Annotated in this window: 18 protein-coding genes; 6 read left to right on the plus strand and 12 right to left on the minus strand. The window is 40.2% G+C overall.

Going from position 1 to position 24,724, the window contains the following annotated elements; all coding sequences use genetic code 11:
- Nucleotides 1-25 precede the first annotated feature (25 nt).
- The 7 genes from infA to ald all read right to left on the minus strand — a co-directional run bounded on the left by infA (nt 26) and on the right by ald (nt 7,876).
- Nucleotides 26-244, minus strand: a complete 219-nt coding sequence (infA, locus tag L0B53_RS10560; protein WP_005298441.1) for a translation initiation factor IF-1 — start codon at nt 242-244, stop codon at nt 26-28.
- Between the two features lie 168 nt (nt 245-412).
- Nucleotides 413-1,114 carry an arginyltransferase gene (locus tag L0B53_RS10565; RefSeq protein ID WP_235061997.1) on the minus strand — a complete coding sequence of 234 codons (702 nt, stop codon included), beginning with the start codon at nt 1,112-1,114 and terminating at the stop codon, nt 413-415.
- A 66-nt stretch (nt 1,115-1,180) separates the two neighbouring features.
- Nucleotides 1,181-1,912 (minus strand): leucyl/phenylalanyl-tRNA--protein transferase, encoded by a 732-nt coding sequence (gene aat / locus L0B53_RS10570; RefSeq protein WP_235061998.1) that lies wholly within the window; start codon nt 1,910-1,912, stop codon nt 1,181-1,183.
- A gap of 31 nt (nt 1,913-1,943) precedes the next feature.
- A complete protein-coding gene (gene cydC / locus L0B53_RS10575) occupies nt 1,944-3,683 on the minus strand; it encodes a heme ABC transporter ATP-binding protein/permease CydC (protein WP_235061999.1) in 1,740 nt (579 codons plus the stop codon).
- On the minus strand, nt 3,676-5,463 hold the full coding sequence (gene cydD / locus L0B53_RS10580) for a heme ABC transporter permease/ATP-binding protein CydD (RefSeq protein ID WP_235062000.1): 1,788 nt from the start codon (nt 5,461-5,463) through the stop codon (nt 3,676-3,678). Before cydD ends, cydC begins: the two co-directional genes overlap by 8 nt.
- A gap of 105 nt (nt 5,464-5,568) precedes the next feature.
- Nucleotides 5,569-6,549, minus strand: coding sequence for a thioredoxin-disulfide reductase (trxB, locus tag L0B53_RS10585; RefSeq protein WP_235062001.1), 981 nt, complete (start codon nt 6,547-6,549; stop codon nt 5,569-5,571).
- A gap of 211 nt (nt 6,550-6,760) precedes the next feature.
- Nucleotides 6,761-7,876, minus strand: coding sequence for an alanine dehydrogenase (gene ald, locus L0B53_RS10590; protein ID WP_235062002.1), 1,116 nt, complete (start codon nt 7,874-7,876; stop codon nt 6,761-6,763).
- Between the two features lie 172 nt (nt 7,877-8,048).
- Here ald and lrp point away from each other — a divergent pair, with 172 nt between their 5' ends.
- From lrp to L0B53_RS10620, 6 genes are all read left to right on the plus strand, one after another.
- Entirely contained in the window at nt 8,049-8,543 is a 495-nt protein-coding gene (gene lrp, locus L0B53_RS10595; RefSeq protein WP_235062003.1) for a leucine-responsive transcriptional regulator Lrp, read from the plus strand.
- Nucleotides 8,544-8,989: 446 nt separating this feature from the next.
- Nucleotides 8,990-12,172 (plus strand): DNA translocase FtsK, encoded by a 3,183-nt coding sequence (locus L0B53_RS10600; RefSeq protein WP_235062004.1) that lies wholly within the window; start codon nt 8,990-8,992, stop codon nt 12,170-12,172.
- 42 nt (nt 12,173-12,214) lie between these two features.
- Nucleotides 12,215-12,832, plus strand: coding sequence for an outer membrane lipoprotein chaperone LolA (gene lolA, locus L0B53_RS10605; RefSeq protein ID WP_235062005.1), 618 nt, complete (start codon nt 12,215-12,217; stop codon nt 12,830-12,832).
- A 198-nt stretch (nt 12,833-13,030) separates the two neighbouring features.
- Complete coding sequence (locus tag L0B53_RS10610) at nt 13,031-14,380, plus strand: replication-associated recombination protein A (RefSeq protein ID WP_235062006.1); 1,350 nt, start codon at nt 13,031-13,033, stop codon at nt 14,378-14,380.
- A gap of 172 nt (nt 14,381-14,552) precedes the next feature.
- A complete protein-coding gene (serS, locus tag L0B53_RS10615; protein WP_235062007.1) occupies nt 14,553-15,845 on the plus strand; it encodes a serine--tRNA ligase in 1,293 nt (430 codons plus the stop codon).
- Nucleotides 15,846-16,187: 342 nt separating this feature from the next.
- On the plus strand, nt 16,188-17,060 hold the full coding sequence (locus tag L0B53_RS10620; protein WP_235062008.1) for a LysR family transcriptional regulator: 873 nt from the start codon (nt 16,188-16,190) through the stop codon (nt 17,058-17,060).
- Nucleotides 17,061-17,197: 137 nt separating this feature from the next.
- Here L0B53_RS10620 and L0B53_RS10625 read toward each other — a convergent pair whose 3' ends face one another.
- The 5 genes from L0B53_RS10625 to L0B53_RS10645 form a co-directional block, all read right to left on the minus strand.
- Nucleotides 17,198-18,970 carry an FUSC family protein gene (locus tag L0B53_RS10625; RefSeq protein WP_235062009.1) on the minus strand — a complete coding sequence of 591 codons (1,773 nt, stop codon included), beginning with the start codon at nt 18,968-18,970 and terminating at the stop codon, nt 17,198-17,200.
- 56 nt (nt 18,971-19,026) lie between these two features.
- The gene (locus L0B53_RS10630) at nt 19,027-19,884 is read right to left on the minus strand and encodes an HlyD family secretion protein (protein ID WP_235062010.1); all 858 of its coding nucleotides are present in this window, start codon (nt 19,882-19,884) and stop codon (nt 19,027-19,029) included.
- Nucleotides 19,885-20,670: 786 nt separating this feature from the next.
- The gene (gene argF, locus L0B53_RS10635; protein WP_235062011.1) at nt 20,671-21,717 is read right to left on the minus strand and encodes an ornithine carbamoyltransferase; all 1,047 of its coding nucleotides are present in this window, start codon (nt 21,715-21,717) and stop codon (nt 20,671-20,673) included.
- A gap of 65 nt (nt 21,718-21,782) precedes the next feature.
- Nucleotides 21,783-22,883 carry an agmatine deiminase gene (aguA, locus tag L0B53_RS10640; RefSeq protein WP_235062012.1) on the minus strand — a complete coding sequence of 367 codons (1,101 nt, stop codon included), beginning with the start codon at nt 22,881-22,883 and terminating at the stop codon, nt 21,783-21,785.
- A 75-nt stretch (nt 22,884-22,958) separates the two neighbouring features.
- Complete coding sequence (locus L0B53_RS10645) at nt 22,959-24,365, minus strand: APC family permease (RefSeq protein ID WP_235062013.1); 1,407 nt, start codon at nt 24,363-24,365, stop codon at nt 22,959-22,961.
- Nucleotides 24,366-24,724: the final 359 nt, after the last annotated feature.

Raw genomic sequence — 24,724 nt, forward strand, 5'->3', positions numbered from 1 at the left:
GATTAATACATTAAAAATTTATAGACTAGCGAGCACGGAAGACGATGCGTCCCTTCGTTAGATCGTAAGGAGTCAGCTCCACAGTTACTTTATCGCCAGTTAAAATACGGATATAGTTTTTACGCATTTTACCAGAGATGTGTGCAGTAACAACGTGGCCATTTTCTAGCTCTACGCGGAACATAGTATTTGGTAACGTATCAAGTACGGTACCTTGCATTTCAATTACGTCTTCTTTTGCCATTTAATCCTCTATAGGCTGCTTAACCCTATTTAAGATAGTGGTTAGCTTATAATGCCTGAAATCGCTTAGTATAAAGTTTAGGGCGCTATTCTACATCCCGATAGCCAACTTGTCAGCTTTTGATGAAAAATTAACTGAAAAATCGACCATTATTTTACTTTATTGTTGTTAATCTGCTGTTATCCAACCATTTATACTCAGTAGTTGGTAGGGGCTGTAATTGACTTTATAGTTCATTTCTCGGCATTGATCGATCTGAAATCCTAGATAGAGCCATTTTTTTCCGCAACTTGTTGCCCACTCTAACTGCAAAAGTACAGCCATCGTACCTAAAGAGAGTGAAGAATCTGGTGAGAAGAAAGTATAGAGCGCACTGGCTGAATCAGAAAAAGTATCAGTCACTGCGACGGCAATTAACCTCTCTTGATCGTAAATATGTAAGTATTGAGTAGGGCACCAATCAACTTGAATGAACTGTAAAAAGTCCGTTTTATTAGGTGGAAACATCGAACCTGTAGCGTGTCGTATGGTGATATAATCGGAGTAGAGCTCAAACCAATTATCATCGAGTTCAGTTTTCATCTCCCAACGCAAATGTTTGGTTTTGTTGAGCAGCCTCTTTTGACTACGGCTGGGTGTGAAAGCTTCGCAATCGACACGTAATGATTGACAAGCTCGACACTTTTCACACATTGGACGATAGATGTTTTTACCGGTTCGTCGATAACCATTGGCCAGCAACAAATTATAACCATCCGATGAGTGCCATGATGCCTCCATAATAATAGCCAGACGTTGCTGCTGTTCTTTCAGATAAGAGCATGGTGACGGCGGTGTAAATCCAACTTGCAAAGAATAACTATCAGGCACGGGGTATTGACTCTTTGTTGATGATTGAGAGTTTAAGATAATCGGTGATTCGTTTTCGATTTCTCATTAATTTGTACTGAATTCTAATAATGATTTAATCGTTATCTGTTGTGGTTGAAAACAATGTGAGTCGATTGGGTTTTCTCGCCACTGTTGAAGTTGAGTAATAAACGGTTCTCTTTGTACCGCTTCAGCTCCTAAAGAGGTGAGGTGAGGAGTGATCATTTGGCAATCAATCATCTTACCACCATGTTTCAGTAGTTGAACCGCAAGCGCCCAAAGCGCAACTTTAGAGCTATTATCTTTTAACGAGAACATCGATTCGCCACAAAACAGTTCACCAACCAGAATGCCATACAGACCGCCGACTAATTGATCATCAGACCAAACTTCAATCGAGTGACAGTGACCTTGCTGGTGGAGTTGATAATAAGCTTCTTGCATCTCTTCTGTTATCCATGTTTGATCCGCACTGCGGGTCTCAGCACATAAGCGAATAACATCACGCGCTTGTTGATTAACTGTTACCTTATAATTGGTTTTTCGAATAAACTTTCGTAAACTTTTACTTGGTTTAAAGCTGGTTGGATTGATCAGGGCGCGAACGGAAGGGCTCCACCATAACAGAGGATCTTGTTCACTAAACCAAGGGAAAATACCATGACGGTAAGCCGAAACTAAACGCTCAGGCTTAAGGTCGCCACCAAAAGCAAGCAGACCATCAGGATCGTCAACTGCTGTTTCTACGTTGGGGAAATCAACGGAGATTGGAGATAATTGAGTTAAATAGATGGTCATTATTGCTCGCTATTTTTTAGATAATTACGTGTTAAATTGACTGCTGTAGTTGAGCGTATCGTCCTTGTTGATCGATTAAGTCATGATGGCTGCCAAACTCAACAATTTGACCACTTTCCATCACATATATCTGATCCATACTCGTTAAGCCAACTAAGCGGTGAGTAATATAGAGAACGGTTTTTGCTTGTCTGTGATCCGTTTTTTGAGCATGACGAGTAAGCAATTGTAAGATTTCAACCTCAGTTTGCTGATCGAGTCCTTCAGTTGGTTCATCCATTAGTAGGATGGGCGCATCATGAAGAATAGCTCGTGCAATACCAATACGACGACGCTCACCACCAGAAAGTTGACGACCACCATCACCGATCCATGCCGATAAACCTTCATCAGAAAGAAGATGTGCTAATCCGACTTCAGTTAAGACAATTTCAAGCTGTTGATCATTGGCAGAAGGGGAAGCTAATAGTAAGTTTTCACGTAATGAGTCATTGAAAAGATCAACACGCTGACTGACGACACTGATTGAGTCTCGTAATGCTTTTTCTGACCACGCCGTCAATGGACGATGATCGATAGAAATCGCGCCTTGTTGTGGATCCCAGCTACGAGTTAATAACTGTAGTAGCGTCGATTTACCACAGCCTGTTTTACCTAAAAGGGCAATCTTGCTGCCTTGTTCTACAGTTAAGGATATCTGGTTAAGCACTTGATGTTGATCATCATAACTGAAGCTAACATTTTCAATCTGGATAGATCCTTGAGCGGACTTTTGTTGCTTATCTTGAACAAATTCAACATCAGGCTTTGCTTCGGTTATCTCATTGAGACGACGAGCAGAGGTCAGTGTTTGGCTTAAATATTGAAATGCACCTGCAACGGGAGCCATTAATTCAAAACTGGCCAACGTTGCAAACGTGATCATTGCAATTTTAGGATCAGGAACATTGCCAGCAACACCGTCTGAAGCCAGCCACAACATGAAGATTAATGTCCAACCGTTGAAAAGTACCAGAGTAGCCGTTGCAAATCCGGTGATCGAGGCCATTTTTCGTTGAGCATTAAACAGTTTTTGTTGATGTTCCGTTAGCTGGCTTTGGTAACGAGACTCAGCACCAAAGATCACTAACTCACTATGGCATTGCAGCCAATCGAGTAATTTAATTCGGTAGTTCGCTTTTTCTAGGGTTAAATCAACCCCAGCACTTTTACCCAGTTGATAGAAAATAATCGGTAAGATCAGCATTAAAGCTAAAAGAATACCGCCTAAGGTCACCCCTAAGCGAGGATCAAATGCACTAATGAATAGCGTCAATAAACCAATAACGATCACGCCAGCGATGAGTGGGCTGACTAAGCGTAAATAAACTTGATCCATTGCATCAACATCAGCGACCAAACGATTTAATAGATCGCCTTGTCGTAATGTTTTATTACGGCTTGGCATCAATGGTGCTAATTGACTAAAGAAGTGGACGCGTAATCGAGCCAATAAACGGAAAGTCGCATCATGGCTAACAACGCGCTCTCCCCAGCGACCTGCGGTTCTGGACATCGAAAGCCCACGTACACCACCTGCAGGAAGCATATAATTAAAGGTTTTTAGTAGAACAGGAGAAAGTCCAGCCACAGCGGAGGCAGCAATAAACCAACCAGAAAGAGTCAACAATCCAATCGCTGAAGCTAAGGTGGCGATTGCCAAAATGATCCCAAGTGAGAGACTAAACCAGTGATGACGATAGAGTTTTAAAAGTGGCAATAGACTACGCATCGAAATCGCCTCCTTGTTGATGTTGTAACATTTCAGCAAGACGACCAGTTTGACTTAATTGCTCAAAATGTCCCGCTTGAACGATTTCACCTTTATCCATAACTAAAATAAGATCTTGTTTTTTCAATTGATCAAGACGGTGAGTAATCATTATTGTTGTGGTGTTCTTGGTCGCTTGAGCAATAGTTTCAGTGATTAAGCGTTCACTATTGGCATCAAGACTTGCGGTGGGCTCATCAAGGATCCAGCATTGACCTTGTTGTAACAGTGCACGAGCTAAGGCGATACGTTGTGCCTGTCCAACAGAAAGGCCTGCAGATCCATCACCGACGGGATGATCTAACCCTTGAGGTAACAATTCAATAAATTCATAAGCGTGAGCAAGTTTAGTTATCTGTTGAACTTTTTCTCTATCATTGGCACTTTTTAATAGTTCTGGTTGTGAAAGTGCAATATTTTCGCCAATTGTGCCGTGCAGTAGTTTTGGATTCTGTCCAATCCAACTGACTTGTTGACGCCATGAGGTTGCTTTTAATCCACGTAACTCTTGGCCGTTAATTTTTAATGATCCTTTGTAAGGTAAAAAACCTAAAAGCCCGTTCACTAAGGATGTTTTTCCCGCACCACTTGAACCAACGATTGCAATATGCTGTTGTGGTGAAATAGTAAAAGATAGAGGCTGAGTTAAAGATGTCCCTTGCGGGCTGAGCACTTCAAATTGGTCGGCTATTATTGAAATGGTTGCGGTTTGTGACAGTTTTTCTGTGCCTTGTTGTGGATATTCCACCTCTGCTTCTAAAAACTCAACAATGGATTCTGCTGCTCCCATAGCTTGAGCTTTGGCGTGATAAAACGTTCCTAAATCTCGCAATGGTTGATAAAACTCAGGTGCCAATATCAAAATAAACAGACCCGTAAAAAGGGTGACTCCGCTATCATAGTGACCAAAATTCAACTCATGGATCAAGCTAAAGCCGAAGTAAACAGCCACGATGGCAATCGAGATTGCGGTAAAGAATTCAAGCACAGCAGAAGAGAGGAAAGCCAGACGTAACACTTCCATGGTACGTTTACGAAATGCGGTCGTAACATTGGTTAAATGCTCCGTTTCTGCGTCGACACGATTAAATAGCTTAATGGTGGCGATACCTTGTAAACGGTCGAGAAAATGCCCAGATAATCGCTGAAGTGCGGTGAAATTACGTTTATTCGCATCTGCAGCACCCATGCCAACTAAGGCCATAAATAGCGGCACTAAAGGTGCGGTAAGCAGTAAGATTAATCCGGCAGCCCAATTAATAGGAAAAACCGTGACCAAAATTAATAGTGGAATAATACCAGCTAATGAGACTTGAGGAAGGTAACGAGAGAAGAAGTCTTGCATCTCTTCAACTTGTTCTAATAATAAAGTCGCCCATGTTCCAGCTGGTTTGCCTTTGATATAAGCGGGGCCTAGGAGTTCCAATCGTTGTAGTAATAGTTCTCGAATCTGTTGGCGGATTAGCTCTCCACCACGATAACTTGTTACTTCTCGTCCCCAACTACAGAGCGCACGTAGTGGAACAATGACAACTAATAAAATAAAACTGGTCAATAATGTTGCTTTATCAGCATGTTCAATAATTAATTGATGAAGAATATGAGCTAACAATCCAGCTTGAGAAATTAAAAGAATAGCTGATATTGTACCTAATATAACACTAAACATTAACCAACGTTTAGCGGGGATACTCTGCTTTTTAAGCCATTGTGATAGGGCTTTTTTTTGTTGTTTATCCATCGAGTAGACCAAGAGTAATAAAGAAATAATAAATGGGTGAGGTGATACTGTTGATAAAAAATAAGCTGAATAATTGATATTCAGCTTATAATCTTTTACGCGATATTAAGCGTTTTTATTCGCTAAATTATCAGCAGCTAATGCGTCGAGATAACGTTCAGCATCGAGTGCAGCCATACAACCTGTTCCAGCTGACGTAATGGCTTGACGATAGATATGGTCAGTAACATCACCTGCAGCATAGACACCTTCAACACTTGTTTGTGTCGCATTACCTTCAGTACCTGATTGTACTTTTAGGTAACCATCTTTCATCTCTAGTTGATCTTTGAATATATCGGTATTTGGTTTATGACCAATGGCGATAAAGACCCCCATAACATCAACATTTTCTAATTGATCAGATTGCGTGTCTTTGATCGTCATGCCTGTTACTCCCATCTCGTCACCTGTAACTTCTTCAAGGGTACGATCAGTATGCAGAACGATATTACCTGTCGCGACTTTATCCATTAAACGCTTAACCAGAATTTTTTCTGCGCGGAAGGTATCACGACGGTGAACTAAATGTACTTCTGATGCGATGTTAGCAAGATATAATGCTTCTTCTACAGCGGTATTACCACCACCAACAACGGCCACTTTTTGGTTACGGTAGAAGAATCCATCACAAGTTGCACAAGCAGAAACACCACGACCTTTAAAGGCTTCTTCTGATTCAAGACCTAAGTATTGAGCCGATGCACCGGTTGCAATAATCAGAGCATCACAAGTATATTCACAGTTATCACCTTTTAAGCGGTAAGGCTTTGATGAAAAATCGGTCTCATTAATGTGCTCAAAGATGATTTCAGTTTCAAAACGTTCAGCATGCTCTTTCATGCTTTCCATTAGGTCTGGGCCTGTTAAGCCTTCTGCTCCCGCTGGCCAGTTTTCGATATCTGTGGTTGTGGTTAGCTGACCACCTTGCTGCATGCCTGTGATAAGAACTGGGTTTAGATTTGCACGAGCCGCATAGACGGCTGCGGTATATCCTGCTGGACCAGAACCAAGAATGAGTAGATTGCAATGTCTTGTGTTGCTCATGACGTCTCCGAATGTTAAAAATGAATCAGATAGTATTTTATTTAGTTGAAGTAAGTGAGTCGAGGTTCATGACCGTAATGGTTTGCATTGGCTTGTTCTCAACACGGATTACTTTGAATAGATAAATTAAGATTTTTCTTTACTAAGGAAGGATTTTAGGGAAATTAACAAGGGAAAGAAAGGGCATTTTGATAATGCCCTCGTATTTTTATTACTTCAGAAGCTCGCGTGGCTCAAAGTAGTCGAAGTTAAAGCCTTCTGCGACCTCTTTAATTGTCACTTTACCATCAATGACATTTAAGCCATTTAATAGACCTTGGTCTGATAGTAGCGCTTCTTTATAGCCTAAATTTGCTAACTTAATGATATAAGGTAGCGTCGCGTTATTTAACGCATAAGTTGAGGTACGAGCAACCGCACCGGGCATATTAGCAACGCAATAATGGACAACATCATCAACAATGTAAGTCGGATCTGCGTGTGTTGTCGCTGTTGATGTTTCAAAACAACCACCTTGGTCGATGGCGACATCCACAACTGCAGCACCTGATTTCATGTTTTTAATATGTTCTTTTGTAACAAGTTTTGGTGCGGCCGCTCCAGGGATTAATACCGCACCAATCACCAGATCAGCATCCAAGACTAAGCGATCAAGTGCTTCTTTAGTGGAGTAAACAACGTTTGCTCGACCTTGAAATTCAGAATCAAGTTCACGTAATGTATCGATATTGCGATCTAATATTGTGACGTCAGCACGCATGCCAACAGCCATACGTGCTGCATTAGAACCGACAACACCACCACCGATAATGACAACTTTAGCGGGTTCAACACCAGGAACACCACTTAATAGCATACCTCTGCCACCATGAGATTTTTCTAAGGTTTGCGCTCCCGCTTGAATCGACATACGACCAGCAACTTCTGACATTGGGGCAAGAAGTGGTAATTGACCTTTATGATCAGTGACGGTTTCATAAGCAATACAAATCGCTTTACTGTTGATTAAATCTTCAGTTTGAGCCAAGTCTGGAGCTAAATGAAGGTAGGTAAATAGGATTTGTCCCTCCCTCAACATTGATCTTTCTACAGATTGTGGCTCTTTAACTTTGACAATCATCTCAGATTTAGTAAAGATGTCTTGTGCAGTAGCTAAAATTGACGCACCAGCATTAATATAATCATCATTGGAGAAACCGATACCTATCCCAGCATCAGATTCAACATAAACCTGATGACCGTGAGAAACTAGCTCTTGAACGCTAGCAGGAATCATACCTACGCGGTATTCGTGGTTTTTAATCTCTTTAGGTATTCCAATAATCATAATGAATCTCCGTCTCGGGGTTAGTTTAATGTTTTTATTGGTTTTTTATGCTACTGCTTTGCTTTTTATTATTAATTATTCACTAGTATATACCTTTGTTGCTAGTGATTTATTCTTAATTTTCAGATAATATAGTGTATATTGTTGCATGGACGTAAAGGACGGAAATAAAATGCTAGAAGATAACAAACGACCATCCAAGGAATTGGATCGAATAGACCGTAATATTTTAAATGAATTACAAAAAGACGGCCGTGTTTCAAATGTTGAACTCTCAAAACGTGTCGGTTTATCACCAACACCATGTTTAGAGCGTGTTCGACGTTTAGAGAGACAAGGTTACATTAACGGCTATGCAGCACTGTTAAACCCACAATATCTTGATGCTTCTTTATTAGTATTTGTTGAGATCACTTTGAACCGTGGTGCTCCTGATGTGTTTGAACAGTTTAATATAGCTGTTCAACAGTTAGATGAGATTCAAGAGTGTCACTTAGTTTCAGGGGATTTCGATTACCTGCTAAAAACACGTGTATCTGATATGTCAGCATACCGTAAGCTATTAGGTGAAACACTATTACGACTTCCAGGTGTCAATGACACTCGAACTTATGTCGTTATGGAAGAAGTTAAACAGACTAACCAACTGGTCATCAAAACGCGATAACCTTTCATATCAATACGCATACTCAAAATAATTGGAATTGCTAGCCGGCGGCAAGTGAATGAAGCCCCCTGAATATAGGTGTACTATGTGATTGGGGTGAATACGCAGAACTGTTACTGCCATAAATTGGGCCTAGCAACTTCAAATAAGAAGGGTGTCGTCTCTATTTGAAGAAACCAAGTAGAATCAAATCCACTTGGTTGCTTTTTAGTCACTATCTCTTGTTTTAATTCATTATAATAGCAAAATAGAGTGTAATGAAATTAATCACCTTTAACTGATGATAGTTACTTGTAACTGACAGTAAAACAACAATAAATATTATTTTTGGATTACACTACTGATTAGCGCAATCATTTTTCAAGCTTAAACTCTTTTATCAGCGCGACGCTTTTTTGTTAGTGCTATCTGTTAGCACGATAACTCTTTTATGACGGATAATTACCTTGCAACAGAAGACCACAGACGATAAAAATATCACCCCTTCCCCCTCTTCGGTTATTGTAGAGTCTGTTGACAATATCAAACGCAGACTATCTGGCGGTCAACGACTGCTTGAAAGCTTATATATTTTAGGCATCCTTAGTTCCATTTTTCTAATGGTCTCCTTAATTAGTTTCAACCCTGCTGACCCCTCTTGGTCTCAAACGGGATGGCAACAAGGTGTCTCTAATGCTGGTGGAGCATTTGGTGCCTATATCGCGGATATTTTCTTTTTTGCATTTGGCTTATTAGCTTATTTGATTCCCTTTCTCTTTACGCTTGCAGCATGGTTCTTTTTCCGTCGACGTAAACAGAGTGAGCAGATTGATTTCATGATTTTGGCTACTAAGATCATCGGTATTTTATTACTGTTTTTAAGTAGTTGTAGTTTGGCGACTGTTAATTTTGATGATTTTTGGTATTTTTCATCTGGTGGTGTGATTGGTGATGTGATTGCGAATAGTGCGATTCCTCTGTTTAATTTGTTGGGTTCAATGCTGATATTTATGTTTGCTTGGGCTGCAGGTTTTACGCTATTTACAGGAATATCGTGGTTAACTATTGTTGATACCTTAGGTGAAACAGCCTTAAATAGTTGTTTATGGCTACGTAATAAAGTTAAAGGTGAACAACCTAAGCAGTTCTCTGCACTCGATTCTGAGTCAGAGAATGATGATACTCAAGTCGATCCATTCATTGGTGATAGGGCTAATCGTTCTAAATCGAGTCGGGTTAATTTTGCTCATCAAGCGAATAATCCTCAAAGAACAATGCCTCTAGACGCTAAAAATAAGGGGAAGCAAGGCAAGTCTGCGTTAGATGAGAGTGATAATTTTGATGATATTCTCCTCCATCCATCAACGTTTTCTGCTGCCAATCAATCTCATTCATCGACAATTAATCCAGCGTCTGCAAGCAACGTTTCAAGTGAGGCTGTTTTAAGCGCAACAGCGTTGAGTGCAACGGCATCAACAGCAGCCAGTCAGTCAAACCTCGATGAGTCACCTTTAGATTTGAGCTTATTTACTCAACCTCAATCCGAAAGTAAGCCAGAGAATAGCATCGATACGTTGGCTAATACGGTTAGTTGTGAATCACAAAAGATAGAACCCACTATTCATTTTGAAATTGAACCTCAAGCCGACATTATCCAAAATCAAGAGCAGATAAACGCTGACCAACCTGTTGAGTCCATCATTAATCAGAGCTCCGCAGAGGCAGCAACCGCATCTGATAATATTAATGCGGCGTTAGATCGTTTAGAGAGCTCATTTGCTGGCTCAGATCCAGCTTTAGATAACCAGTTTAATAGCCAACTAAATAGTGAAGACCCACTGAATGAGTTTGACGCTCAACAGCAACAACAGCCACAAGATGATTTAGTGGCTCCAGATGTTGCTGCTTTTGAGTCGGTGATACCTACAGTTGTCGCTGAAAATGTTGGGCTACCTAGTCAGCAGTCGGAACCTGTGGTGACAGAGCTGTCTGAGTTAGAGTTGGCTGAACTAGCGATGAAAGAAGCCGAAGATAGCGGGAATGAAGATGTTGCTCACCAAGCATTAATGGCGCAAATTAATAGTGCTAAACAGAACGTCGCTGCAGAGCAACATCCATTTTTGATGAAAAAAGAACAAAATTTACCGGTTCCAACCACGCCATTACCCACTTTATCTCTGCTTGATCGCCCTGATAAATCGGTAAGGCCAGTAAGTCGAGAAGAGTTAGAGTTAACCGCTCGTTTAGTGGAATCAAAATTGGCTGATTATAAAATTGAAGCTCGGGTTGCTGGTATCTATCCTGGACCCGTGATTACTCGTTTTGAACTTGATCTTGCTCCTGGTGTCAAAGTGAGTCGAATCTCTAATTTATCAAAGGATTTAGCGCGCTCTCTTTCTGCTATTGCGGTACGTGTTGTTGAGGTCATTCCTGGTAAACCTTATGTCGGCTTAGAGCTTCCTAATGTCAATCGAGAGACGGTTTATATGTCAGAAGTGATTGGCAGTGAACAGTTTATTAATGCTAAGTCCCCATTGGCCATTGTATTAGGGAAGAATATATCAGGTGAAGCTGAAGTTGCTGATTTAGCAAAAACTCCGCACCTTTTAGTTGCGGGTACAACAGGATCGGGTAAGTCTGTTGGTGTCAATGCGATGATTGTTAGTATCCTTTATAAAGCATCACCAGAAGAGGTTCGATTTATTATGATCGATCCTAAAATGCTTGAGTTATCGGTGTATGAAGGGATTCCACATCTTCTTACTGAAGTGGTTACCGATATGAAAGATGCTGGCAGTGCACTGCGTTGGTGTGTGGGTGAAATGGAGCGTCGTTATAAGTTGATGTCAGCATTAGGGGTTCGTAACCTGAAAGGCTTTAATGATAAAATTCAACAAGCGAACGATGCCGGTCATCCGATTCCAGATCCACTTTGGCAGCCGGGTGATAGCATGGATCAAACCGCGCCAATGTTAGAAAAGTTGCCATTTATTGTGGTAATCGTCGATGAATTTGCTGATTTGATGATGGTGGTGGGGAAGAAGGTTGAAGAACTGATTGCTCGCTTAGCTCAAAAAGCACGTGCTGCGGGTATTCATTTAGTTTTAGCCACACAGCGTCCATCGGTTGATGTGATTACCGGTTTGATTAAAGCGAATATTCCAACTCGTATGGCCTTTACGGTTTCAACCAAAACGGATTCAAGAACCATTCTTGATCAGGGCGGTGCGGAATCGCTACTTGGGATGGGGGATATGCTTTACCTTCCTCCAGGGTCGGGGCATACCATTCGTGTTCATGGTGCTTTTGTTGATGATCATGAAGTTCATAACGTGGTTAATGATTGGAAAGGGCGTGGTAAGCCACAATATATTGAAGCTATCTTAAGTGGTGAGCAGGGGGCTGATACCTTACTACCGGGTGAAACCAGCAGTGACGATGAAGATATTGATCCCCTGTTTGATCAAGTTGTCGCACATGTGACAGAAACTCGACGAGGATCAGTTTCAGGGGTTCAACGTAAATTTAAGATTGGGTATAATCGAGCGGCACGCATTGTTGAGCAACTTGAAGCGCATGGCATTGTCAGTGCACCAGGACATAATAGTAATCGTGAAGTTCTTGCTCCACCACCGCCACCAGCAGAATAAAAATTGCTTGAATGAAACAGGCAGAGAATAGGCAGAAAACAAATGAAAATATTTTTTAAATTAAGCGCAGTTGCAATTGTACTATTCACATCTCAACTGACCTTTGCTGCGACGCCGCAACAGAATTTGAGTGAGCGTTTAGATTTAGTTAACAGTTTTAGTGCTAATTTTAAGCAAGATGTAATTAGCCCTGATGGTGAGCTAGTTAATAGCGGTACGGGAAAGTTTTGGTTACAGCGCCCTAGTTTTTTCCGTTGGCATACAGTCACACCTGATGAAAACCTGTTAATATCTGATGGCAAGACATTATGGTATTACAATCCGTTTGTCGAGCAAGTCACCGCAATGTGGCTTGATAGTGCGACAGCAGAAACACCTTTTACTTTGATCACTAAGAATGATCCGCAAGAGTGGAATAAATATAATGTTACTCAAACGGATGATCAATTTACTTTGATTGCGAAAAATCAAGCAACTAACTTAGCGAGCTTTACCATTGCGGTAACGGATAAAGGTGAGGTTGAGCGTTTCTCAATTAAAGAGCAAGATGGTCAAGAGAGTAACTTTACCTTATCGGCATTTAACGCGATGAAGATTGCTCAAGATAAATTTATCTTTACACCGCCAGAAGGTGTTGAGCTAGACGATCAGCGTAATTAGTTGATTAACTGCATTTGTGCATTTAAATTACAATAAAAAGAGTTGGAGAGTAGCCCTGATAAAAACCAAAGGCTACTCTCTTTTGTTATATACTCAAAATAATTGGAGTTGTTAGTCGGTGGCAAGTGAGCGATGCCAACAACCTAGTAGCTTCAAATATAAAGGGTATAGGTGTGAATTTTAGATGGTGACCTGATAGTGAATAACTTCTCCCTCGACTTCTCTTCAGACAACGATTTCCGACCTCTCGCAGCAAGAATGCGCCCCACTCGGTTGGAAGAATATATCGGTCAACAACATATTCTTGGGAAAGATAAACCCCTTGCTAGGGCGATTTTAGCCGGACATTTACACTCAATGATCCTTTGGGGACCTCCGGGGACAGGAAAAACCACGTTAGCAGAAGTTGCTGCTTTTTATGCGAATGCTGAAGTCGAACGGGTCTCTGCGGTAACATCTGGGGTTAAAGATATTCGCCTCGCTATCGAACGGGCGAAAGAGCACCGTTTAGCGGGCATAAAAACCATTCTCTTTGTTGATGAAGTCCATCGTTTCAATAAGAGCCAGCAAGATGCCTTTTTACCTCATATCGAAGATGGGACGATCACCTTTATTGGCGCAACCACCGAAAACCCTTCATTCGAACTCAATAATGCCCTGCTTTCTCGTGCCCGAGTTTATAAGCTGCAATCTTTAACACAACAAGATATTGAGCAGGTAATTGAACAAGCGCTGAATGATAAAGAGCGCGGGCTTGGTAGTGAGTCATTTTACTGCCCTGATTCCGTCAAAGAGAAGTTAGCGGCATTTGTGGCCGGTGATGCACGTATGGCGCTGAATTATCTTGAAGTGATGATGGATATGGCGCATACCGATCAACAAGGTATTAAGCAGTTAACAACGGAACTGTTGGCAGACATTGCAGGAGAGAAGCAAGCGCGTTTTGATAATAAAGGGGATCTTTGGTACGACTTGATCTCGGCGGTTCATAAATCGATTCGAGGTTCAAATCCTGATGCTGCGCTGTATTGGTTTGCTAGAATGATTACTGCTGGATGTGATCCACTTTATGTTGCTCGTCGTTTATTAGCGATTGCCTCTGAAGATGTAGGCAATGCTGATCCAAGAGCGATGCAAGTGGCGGTTTCTGCTTGGGACTGTTTTGCGAAAGTTGGAGCTGCGGAAGGAACACGTGCCATTGCTCAAGCCATCGTCTATCTAGCGTGTGCGCCCAAAAGTAATGCCGTTTATAGCGCATGGAAACAGGCATTAACCGATGCGCAGAATCATCCTGATTATGATGTTCCGATCCATTTGCGTAATGCGCCAACTACCTTAATGCAAGAGATGGGCTATGGTGCGGAGTATCGTTATGCTCATGATGAACCCGGTGCTTATGCTGCTGGGGAGTGTTACTTTCCACCTGAAATGAAGGAGAGTCGTTACTATTTCCCTTCAAATCGAGGCTTAGAAGCCAAAATTAGTGATAAATTAGATTATCTCGCCGATCTAGACCAGAAAAGCCGATTAAAGCGCTATGAAAAGTGAGTAAATTTGGGTATTGTTTACAGATCTCCGTCAATTTTAATTTGACGTTTAAACGGTAGAATTTATTCGCGTGCTGAAGCGATTCAATATTGGACTTTGCTAAGTTCAATAAGAGACATTTTCATCACGCTAGATTGTTGTTCAATTTCCATAATATAGAGCTAGGATAAGCATGCTAGATTCAAAACTACTACGAAGCGAGCTTGACGCCACCGCTGAAAAATTAGCCCGTCGCGGCTTTACTCTTGATGTTGAGGCGTTACGTACTCTAGAAGAGAAACGTAAATCATTACAAGTTAAAACAGAAGAGCTACAAGCTGAGCGTAACTCCCGATCTAAGTCGATTGGTCAAGCAAAAGCACGTGGTGAAGATATCGCCCCTTTATTGGCTGAAGTATCGAATCTAGGTGATGCATTAGATAACGCGAAAACTGAGCTGTCTGAGCTACAAGCTGAGCTACAAAACATTACGTTATTAGTACCTAACTTACCTGATGACTCAGCACCTTCTGGTCGTGATGAAAATGAAAATGTTGAAGTATTAACTTGGGGTGAACCTAAGCAGTACGACTTCGAAGTCAAAGATCATGTTGATCTTGGTGAACTTTCTGGTGGTCTTGATTTTGCAAGCGCAGTTAAACTGTCTGGTTCTCGCTTTATCGTAATGAAAGGTCAAATGGCGCGTCTACACCGTGCAATTGCTCAATTCATGTTGGATCTACATACAACAGAGCATGGTTATACTGAGATGTATGTTCCCTACCTTGTTAACCAAGATAGCTTAATGGGAACAGGTCAGTTACCAAAGTTTGGTGAAGATCTATTCCATACTCAACCAGCAACGGAAGAGGGCATTGGTATGTCTCTTATTCCAACCGCTGAAGTACCATTAACTAACTTGGTACGTGATGAGATTATCGATGAAGCTGATCTACCAATTCGTATGACAGCGCACACCCCATGTTTCCGTTCTGAAGCGGGTTCTTATGGTCGTGATACTCGTGGTCTAATCCGTATGCACCAATTCGATAAAGTTGAGCTTGTTCAGGTTGTTAAACCAGAAGATTCAATGAATGTACTAGAAGAGCTAACAGGTCATGCTGAAAAAGTGCTTCAGTTACTAGAATTACCATACCGTAAAGTGATTCTTTGTACTGGCGACATGGGTTTTGGCGCAACCAAGACTTACGATCTAGAAGTTTGGGTCCCTGCACAAAACACTTACCGTGAGATCTCTTCATGTTCTAACTGTGGTGACTTCCAAGCACGTCGAATGCAAGCTCGTTTCCGCCGTAAAGGTGAGAAGAAGCCTGAGTTAGTTCATACCCTAAATGGTTCTGGCCTTGCGGTTGGCCGTACTCTAGTAGGCATTCTTGAGAATAACCAGTTAGAAGATGGTCGCATAGTTATCCCAACAGTACTGCGTAAGTACATGGGTGACGCGACTCACCTTGAAATTAAATAGTCGAATATTATTTTCTGTATACAAGCCGTTAGAGTAATTTGCTCTAATGGCTTTTTTTATGAGTAGAGATCACCCTAATAATGAACCCTCACTCAGTTCCATTGAATAACAACTTCAATTCTTTTGTGTATCCCCTTCTTACTTGAAGTTGCTAGGTTGTTGGCGATATTCATTCACCCCAATCATATAGAAAACCTAGACTCATGGGGCCTCATTCACTTGCCGCCTACTAGCAACGCCAATTACTTTGGGTATATAAATAGATTTCAGCTCATTAATCCTATTTTTTTTCTCAATCTTATCTACAGTAATAGGATGAGTGATTTTATATAGATATCAATAATGAAAAACCCTTTAGATGATTATTATGTTTTTTGCCAAGTTGTTAAGTTTGGCAGTATGAAAAAAGTCGGTGAATTATTAGATTTACCTATTTCAACGGTAAGTCGAAGAATTGGTGCTTTAGAAGAGCATCTAGATGTGAAACTTTTTATTAGAACAAAAAATAAGATCATTCCGACCAATGAAGGTCAAAAATACTATCAACGCGTTGTTGAGCAGTGTGACTCTTTTTATCAGTCAATTCAGACGATAAATGATGAATTAGGTGAAGTTACAGGTAAAGTTGTATTGACGGTGCCTAAATATTTTTATGCTCAGTATTTATCAGATACATTTCTTGAACTACTGCGTCAATATCCAAAGTTGAGCCTTGAAATCTATAGTCCAACCACTTCATCTTCAATTAATGAAGGGGTTGATATTGCGATTGTTATGGGGAACTTACCCTCGAGCAATTTAATTGCCAAACGTTTGACTGATGTTAATGTACTATTTATCGCTGCGCCTCATTTACATCAACAATACCAAGATAAAAAGATTGATTCTCTCGAGGAACTTCCTTATGTGACGACGTGGGCACACCCAGAGTTTACTTTTTATGACCAGAAGTCTAATAAACAAATTAAGATAAAACCACATTTGAAATTGTCATTAATGGATCTCCATCTCGCCTATGATGCCGTTAAGAAAGGGGCTGGGTATGGGCTTTTCCCCGAACTACTGTGTCAGGATGATTTAGGCGACTCTGTTATTAATGTATTTCCTGATCTAAATATGTCTCAAATGAAGATCTCTATTATGTATAGAAACCGAGATCTTCAATCTCAAGCTCAAAAAGTGGTGATAAAAGCAATAAATGATATATTTATTTAAAACTCAGAACCTCTTTATTTGAATATAAACGTCATACTTGAAGACGCTAAGTTGTTGACGATATTCATTCGCCCCAATCATATAGAAAACCGATACTCATGGGCTCCCATTTATTTGCTGCCGACTAGCAACTCCAATTATTTTAGGCATAAATAGTCATTGACTGATGTCCACTGTTCATTTTCGATTAATGGCAATAACTGATGAGTATTAAATAGATCTTTACTCTGAGCGCCCTGATTTAACGCAATAATCTGATTGATCTTTAAGCCAATATCTCTGATCTTCTTTAAATTTTCATCGAGATGATTTTCACCTATTTGTGAAAATTGATAAGAAAATTGAGATGCAATCAAATTCCAATCTAATGGGGATTGGTGCTTTATACTGGTGACTAGATTCTGCTTGATTTGAGTAAACATTTTATTCTTTTCATCAGACTTAGTCATATCTGGGATCAGTATGAATGAAATTACAACAAATATGATGCCAAATAAATTAGCCATAGAGCCATTAATATAACTACTGATATCATAAGTCATCACATTATTGAGATTTAGGTATGCAGGCCAAGATATTGTAATAAAGAAATATAAAATCCCGACTAGTGGACCGGTTGTCTTTGCTTTATAAGTTAAGTATGCCGTTAATATCCCCATAGAAATTAACATAACGAAAGGGGAGTGAATCATTGGCATTAACCCAAACTGCACAATAAACATTAATAACGCGGTTAGTAAGTGGCCAGCAAAAGCGGCTTTATTTAACATTAAACTTGGAGCTGGAATCGTGGCACTCATGACGAAAAACGTACCAGCTATCATCATAACTGAAGCCCCTAATTCCCACTGACCAAACTGCCAAAGTAGGGTGATTAAAGTTAGAGTACTGAAAGCACGAAGCCCATAGATCATCGTTTCTTTATAATTTAATGCTAAGAATAGCGTTTCAAAATAATTGCCAGTTTCTGTTTTTAGCTCTTTGTTGAGTAATCGAGTTATTCGTTGACACTTCTTTTTTATTGGCTTTGGAATATCAAGTAACTGAGTATTAATATTACTTTCTTGATTATTTAATACTCGAGAGAAATATTGATTAATTTGATCAATTTGTATCTGACTAAGGTCGCGGTAATCATCATTATTGATTGACTCAATTAGAGATAAGAGTTCTATCGCGTTATCAATTTGAGTTTTGGTAACAGATGTTACTCCCATTCCTAATGTAGAGAATATACTGTATTCAGAAATTGACTTCGACAGATGCAATAATTTTTTATTTATTTCAATTGGCTCCTTGTAGTCAATATTATTATTAACAAGGCGGTGCCGTGCAAAACTAAGCATATTTTGATGCAGTTGGTTAGTGTCTATATGACTTTGATTGCTTTTTCTTATGGGAATTAATGCCATAACCAGCTCAACAGTGACTATCGCAATAAAGACGCCAGTTGTTCTCGCAAAACCATGATCCCACATTGACATAATGGTTGGATTAAAAGTGGATGGAAAGCCAACAAAACAGAGTGTTAATCCTTGAATAGAGAAGAAACTACCAAAGTAGGTGCGATGTTTAAAGAGAAATGCCAGCATTCCGGTGATAGTTAAGGCAATAACAATAATAATATTATAAAGATAGATATCGATAAAAACTAATCCACTGATACTGATTAAAAAGATTGAAACAGTGGTTGTTCCTAATAAGCGAGAGGTGATTCGGCTTAAACGAGCACCATTATTCAACTCTTGTAAAAATATAACCGAACTAATAATTGAACTCGTCGCAAAACTAGAGCCTTGTTCCATGCTCATTAACCAGCAGATCATTGATGCAACACCGACTCTAATGGCTTGTCTTACAGGTTCATTCTGTAATATTGTTATTGGATTGATGAATCCTCGTTGTAACATGATAATCGCCTTATGTATCGATAGAGAGACTGGTGTTGCTATTCACTCGTTTTGAATTATTGATTATCTTCTTTAATGACGACGGATACCGTCGAACCTGCAATAATCGGAATAGTTTTATCAATAGCATTGAATGTAAGTCTGACTGGTACACGTTGGCTCAGACGAATCCATGGAACAGTGGGATTTATCGATGCAACTAAACCTGAATTATTAGCACTGGCATTAGAGATGGCGCGACCAAATCCTTCAACCTTAGCTTTGATTTCACTGTTTCCAGACATTAAAGAGATCACGGCTTGATCTCCAATATGAATTCTATTCATCTGACTTTCCGAGAAATATCCAATAGCATAGAATGAGTGTTCTTCTACTAATGCAAAAATAGGGGTTCCAGCATGGATATAATTGCCACTACGAAGTGATAGATTTGTAATGTAACCGTCAGATTTTGCATATATTTTTGTTCTTGATAGATTTAATTTTGCAGTGTCTAACTTATTTTTAGCTAAATTGAGCGAAACCTTCGCACTTTGGATATTAAATTTATCGATAGTTAGCTGTTTATTCGTAATGAATTTTTTTGCACCGGTATCTCGACGGTAGTCATCAAGAGCCACATTTAAGGCAATTTGACTACTTTCAAGTTCTTGCTCTTTTTCATTAACGATTAATTGGAAATCTGTAGGATCAACTTCAAGAAGTAGTTCCCCTTTTTTAACGAGTTGGTTATCTTTTATTTTTAGATCGATAACCTGTCCACTAATTAAAGGCGTTACTTGAGTTATTTCAGCTTGAATTCGACCATCTCTTGTCCATGGTGAATTCATATATTTATTGATAGCTTGGTTACCAACGAACACTGAAGTTGAAATTAAAATAACTGGAAAGATAAAAGGCATTAATTTTTTCATATAGGAACCAATAAAGTGTTTTAAATTTTTAAAATTAAAAAGCTTAAAATTAGAAGGTAAATAGCTAACTCAGATAAATGAGGGTGCCAGTGATTCCCTGAATACAGTTTCTTTTTATACGCATTTCTTATTAACATCCATATCCCTAAGCTTAATAACATCAATCGCCATAGTGGTGGGAGGTAATAATCTCCATCTATAATCCAGTCAAGCATAATGCCTCTTTTCAGTTGATATTTATGTCTATACCTAAAATAATTGGAGTCGCTAGTAGGCGGCAAGTGAGTGAGGCCCCATGAGTATAGGTGTACTCTATGATTGGGGCGAACGAGTGCAGCCAACAACCTAGCGACTTCAAGTATGAAGGGTATATCTAAAGTCATTGGAGTTGCTAGTCGGTAGTAAGTGAACAATATTAACAACTTAGCATTTTCAAATTAGAAGGGTATCGCGCCGGTGTTTTATGTGATTGGAATAAATAAACATAGCCAGCCATCTAACCGCTTCATGTCTGAAGGGATATATTACCGTGATGAAAATAGAGGGTATATGGGATGTAATAAGAGTAGTAATCCTATTTTTGCAATTACTAAAGGAGAGAGTTATAACTCGTTGTATTTATGTTAACTTTACATTTGATAGTAATATTTTAGTCGGTTAAATGTAATTTCTAGGTAAAGAAAAAGCAATAATATTGATTGATATTGTCTTATTAATTGAAGCTGCTAGGTTGTTGGCTACGCTCATTCGCCTACTAGCAACTCCAATTATTTTAGGTATAGATCTTTATAATTTAGCTAAAAAATCATCGATCTTCTGCTGGTGGTATGCCACGGTCTCTGGTGTTGGATTGATGGCATCTTTATGGGTAAAGTAGACCAAAATCGCCATCTGTGCAGTTAATCTATTTTCGGCTTCATCAAATGCAACGGAATATTGGCTCTCTAGCGCCCCTCGTGTTACCTCTTCTTTATCATTGGCGGGTAAGCAGTGCAATAACATTGCTCCGGGTTTCGCTTTTGCCATTAACTCTTCAGTAATGACGTAATCTGGCATAAAGGCATTGAGACGCTCTTGTTTCTCATCCATCTGAGTGACCCAGTAGAAACTATCGCCATACACCACATCACACTCTGAAATCTTTTCTACATCATCCGTAATTTCAATTTTCCCACCTGATTCTTGACAGAATGCCTCGGCTAAATCGATCCACTCTTGCTCCATCTGATATTTTTTCGGGCCAATCTGTTTAAAGCCCATGCCATATTTAGCGCAGGTTAACATTAACGAGCGACAGACATCCGTTGCATCCCCCATAAAGGCGAGGGTCAGATCCGACAGCTTGCGACCATCGGTAATGTGCTCTTGGATGGTGAAAAGATCCGCTAGCATCTGAGTGGGGTGAAAGCGAGTATCTAAGCCATTAATCACAGGAACTGTCGACATGGACAATAGACCATCTAAGGTTTCAGGGCTATTGGTGCGCGCCATAATAATGTCACACATTCTTGAGAGTACGCGAGAAGTGTCATCAATGGACTCTTTGCCTCCGAGGTGAATATCTTTAGGTGATAAAAAGAGAGCATGCCCACCCAGCAGTGTTGCGGCAACTTCAAAAGAGACACGGGTTCGAGTTGAGCCAGCTTCAAAAATCATCGCTACGGATTTATCTTTGAAGAGTGGAGGAATCGCATTATCTTGACGAGCCTGTTTTAAGTAGGTCATCAACTCCATCATGTTATTCATCTCTTTTACCGAGAAATCTTTCATTGAAACCATATGCTCAAGATGAGCTTTATTAAGGTCAGTTGCACTTGAAGAGGGTAATTTCATCGTAAACTCCTGTTAAATTTTTATTTGATTCTTTCTCTTTCATTTTTTCTTTAATGAGTCAGAGATTAAATTTTTGGAACTTGTTGGGTAATACAGTGAATATTGCCACCACCTAATAAGATCTCTCTGGCGGGAATACCATTAATTTGATAGCCGGGATAGAGGTGAGATAAAATGGCTTTGACATCGTTATCGTATCGCTCATCGAGTAGCGGCAAGACAATTTGATTATTGGTGATCAGATAATTGGCATAAGATGCAGCTAAACGTTCACCCGCTTCTCGCTCCATTCCTTCGGCAATGTCGATGCCAGCTGCTTCCTCTTCTGTCATAAATAGCGGGCCCGGCATAGGCAGTTTATGGACAACAATTTTTCGACCTTTAGCGTCCGTTTGTTGAGTTAAATAGTCGTATGCATCTCTGCTAATTTGATATTGCGGATCGCTTGGATCATCACACCAAGTCAAGACGACTTCTCCGGGTTTGACGATATGAATAATATTGTCGACATGACCATTGGTTTCATCGTTATAAAGCCCTTGTGGTAGCCAGATAACTTTTTCAATATTGAGATAATCGCAAAGTATCGCAGTTATCTCTTCACGACTAAGATCCGGATTTCGACTTTCATGGAGCAGACACTCTTCGGTGGTATACAGCGTGCCTTCACCATCGACATGAATTGAGCCACCTTCTAAAACAATCGGTGCGGGATAGCGAGAATCGCCACTGATTTCACACATTTTTTGTGCTACTTGATCATCTCGATTCCAAGGGAAGTAGAGACCATCAACCAATCCGCCCCAAGCATTGAACTCCCAGTCTACGCCACGACGCTCGCCTTGATCGTTAACCACATAACTCGCACCAATATCTCGCATCCAAGCATCATCCGTTGAGATTTCAATGACTCGAATATGTTCAGGTAGACGTGATACCGCATTGTCATATTGGTTAGCATTGACTAATACCGTGACGGGCGTTGTTCGACTAATCTGTTTTGCGACGTCGATAAATGTCTGTTGAGCTGGCTTGGCTCCGTTTCTCCAGTTATCGCTTCTTTCTGGCCATGCAATCCAGATCTCACTGTGTGCTTCATGTTCTGCTGGCATTCTAAAACCATCATTTTTGGGACAACCTGAGAGTAATTTTTTATTAATTTTCATTATCATCTCCTTGATCGAATTTTAATTATTGATATTTAACTATTTGGTCAGTAATGATTTTTATGTGTTTGACTCTCAATGAGCTGACTCTTTTTTACGTTTCAGTGCACCGAGTAATATCCACTCACCAACCAATACCGTAATGATGACACCGATTAAGACTGGCGCGGTGTAACCCCAATTGGCGACCGTAAACTCTAACGCTTCAGGGAAAATAAATAGCACCACCGCTTGCAGAACAATCAAGAAACAGACAATGGTGATTAGCCACTGCACCGCGATGCCACCGGGTACTTTAAATGGGCGTTCTCTCTCCCCATCTTTTAGACGCAGTTTGAGGTAGGCTGGAAACATAAAGAGGTAAGGAAGGAGAAAAATACAGCTAGAGAACGCGAAAATAGACCAAAAAAGATCATCATTAGCTTGGGCAAATAGCGCATAAGAGACGATAACAATGGTCGAGATTGCCCCTGTAATATTGTTGGCGCCAATAGGAGAACCGTTGGCAGACATTTTGGCGACAGGCGCGGGCAGTTCTCCTTCTTGTGCCGCTTCGGCTGCTGCTCGACTGGCTCCCATCGTCCAACTGACCATATTTCCGATTAGGGTTAACATGGCACATGTACCAAATAGATAGACCATCGCTGAGCCGAATGCGCTGTCACCAAATAAAGTTTTAAAGGTGTCAATTAAGCCTGAGACTAAACCGATGCTCTCAACAGGAAGCGCAAGTAAAATTCCAAGTGTGCCGAAGATATAAAGAAAGGCAGTGATAGCAATCGAGAGGAAAACCGCTTTCGGCATATCTCTGACATCCTTCATATCTTTGGTCATGGTAGCAACCAATTCAAATCCCATTAAGTTAAAGACAATCGCCGGTAAAAAGGCGACGGCAGAATCAAGGGTTGGCATCATTGCGACAAATGAAAATTCATTGGCAACCCCATTCTTCATCGCATAGATAAATCCGCCGATCCCAATCACCGAGATAACAATAATTTTAAGAATGGCGCCAATATTGGTGACCCAAACCCCAATATCTGATGAGACATTACAGATTCCGATGGTAAACCACGTTAGAAGAATACAGATCGCGATTTGCCACCAGAGAGAAAGATCTGGAATAAAGAGCTCGGCAAACATTCCAGCAAAAAGGATATAGACCGCAGGCATCCAAAGCCCGACATTGATCCAGTAAAACCAGGTGGTTCGAACCGCCCACTTAAAATCAAATGCCGCTTTTACCCAGTCATAAATCCCGCCATCTCCTGGGTAAGTGGTACTGAGTTCTGAGGTCATTAATCCATAAGGAATAACAAAAAATATCAGCATGACCAACCACCAACCAATGGCGCTGACACCAATGCTTGCTGATGCGGTTAGGGTATCAACCACCAATACGGCACAAAGTGTAAACAGTGCAATACTGGTGACTCCCATCTTTCCTTGTGTTTGATTGGTACTTTGTTCAGGGAATTCCATACATCCTCCGATGTGATTAAATTTCAATACTAAAAATAGATATTCCGATAAAAAACCGCAGATCATGTAGATTGAACGTTGGGTTATTGATCATTTGATCTTTTTTGAATAAATCTATTTTCACAAATAAAAACCATGAATGGAGTTATTGAAATCACATGTCGACTGAAGATGAAAAAGCGATGACTTATTTGTGAGGCACTATTCAAAATAGAGAGGAGATAAGAGGGAAAAGCCGATTTTTGATTTTTATCAACTGTTTTATGGTGATAGCCTTACGATAGATTGGTTGTTAACTTTATGAAATGAATAATAATTAATGTTTTGTGAAATGATAAGTACATTTTATTTGTTGATAT

This window comes from Vibrio sp. SS-MA-C1-2 (genome assembly GCF_021513135.1).
GTDB lineage: Bacteria > Pseudomonadota > Gammaproteobacteria > Enterobacterales > Vibrionaceae.

What these genes read in the sequence shown, in the direction of transcription:
- lolA (WP_235062005.1), top strand. Translation starts at nt 12,215, where the DNA reads ATGAAAATATTTTTTAAATTAAGCGCAGTTGCAATTGTACTATTCACA.
- trxB (WP_235062001.1), bottom strand. Translation starts at nt 6,549, where the DNA reads ATGAGCAACACAAGACATTGCAATCTACTCATTCTTGGTTCTGGTCCA.
- lrp (WP_235062003.1), top strand. Translation starts at nt 8,049, where the DNA reads ATGCTAGAAGATAACAAACGACCATCCAAGGAATTGGATCGAATAGAC.
- argF (WP_235062011.1), bottom strand. Translation starts at nt 21,717, where the DNA reads ATGAAATTACCCTCTTCAAGTGCAACTGACCTTAATAAAGCTCATCTT.
- L0B53_RS10630 (WP_235062010.1), bottom strand. Translation starts at nt 19,884, where the DNA reads ATGAAAAAATTAATGCCTTTTATCTTTCCAGTTATTTTAATTTCAACT.
- L0B53_RS10620 (WP_235062008.1), top strand. Translation starts at nt 16,188, where the DNA reads ATGAAAAACCCTTTAGATGATTATTATGTTTTTTGCCAAGTTGTTAAG.
- cydC (WP_235061999.1), bottom strand. Translation starts at nt 3,683, where the DNA reads ATGCGTAGTCTATTGCCACTTTTAAAACTCTATCGTCATCACTGGTTT.
- aguA (WP_235062012.1), bottom strand. Translation starts at nt 22,883, where the DNA reads ATGAAAATTAATAAAAAATTACTCTCAGGTTGTCCCAAAAATGATGGT.
- aat (WP_235061998.1), bottom strand. Translation starts at nt 1,912, where the DNA reads ATGACCATCTATTTAACTCAATTATCTCCAATCTCCGTTGATTTCCCC.
- L0B53_RS10645 (WP_235062013.1), bottom strand. Translation starts at nt 24,365, where the DNA reads ATGGAATTCCCTGAACAAAGTACCAATCAAACACAAGGAAAGATGGGA.
- infA (WP_005298441.1), bottom strand. Translation starts at nt 244, where the DNA reads ATGGCAAAAGAAGACGTAATTGAAATGCAAGGTACCGTACTTGATACG.
- serS (WP_235062007.1), top strand. Translation starts at nt 14,553, where the DNA reads ATGCTAGATTCAAAACTACTACGAAGCGAGCTTGACGCCACCGCTGAA.
- cydD (WP_235062000.1), bottom strand. Translation starts at nt 5,463, where the DNA reads ATGGATAAACAACAAAAAAAAGCCCTATCACAATGGCTTAAAAAGCAG.
- L0B53_RS10625 (WP_235062009.1), bottom strand. Translation starts at nt 18,970, where the DNA reads ATGTTACAACGAGGATTCATCAATCCAATAACAATATTACAGAATGAA.
- ald (WP_235062002.1), bottom strand. Translation starts at nt 7,876, where the DNA reads ATGATTATTGGAATACCTAAAGAGATTAAAAACCACGAATACCGCGTA.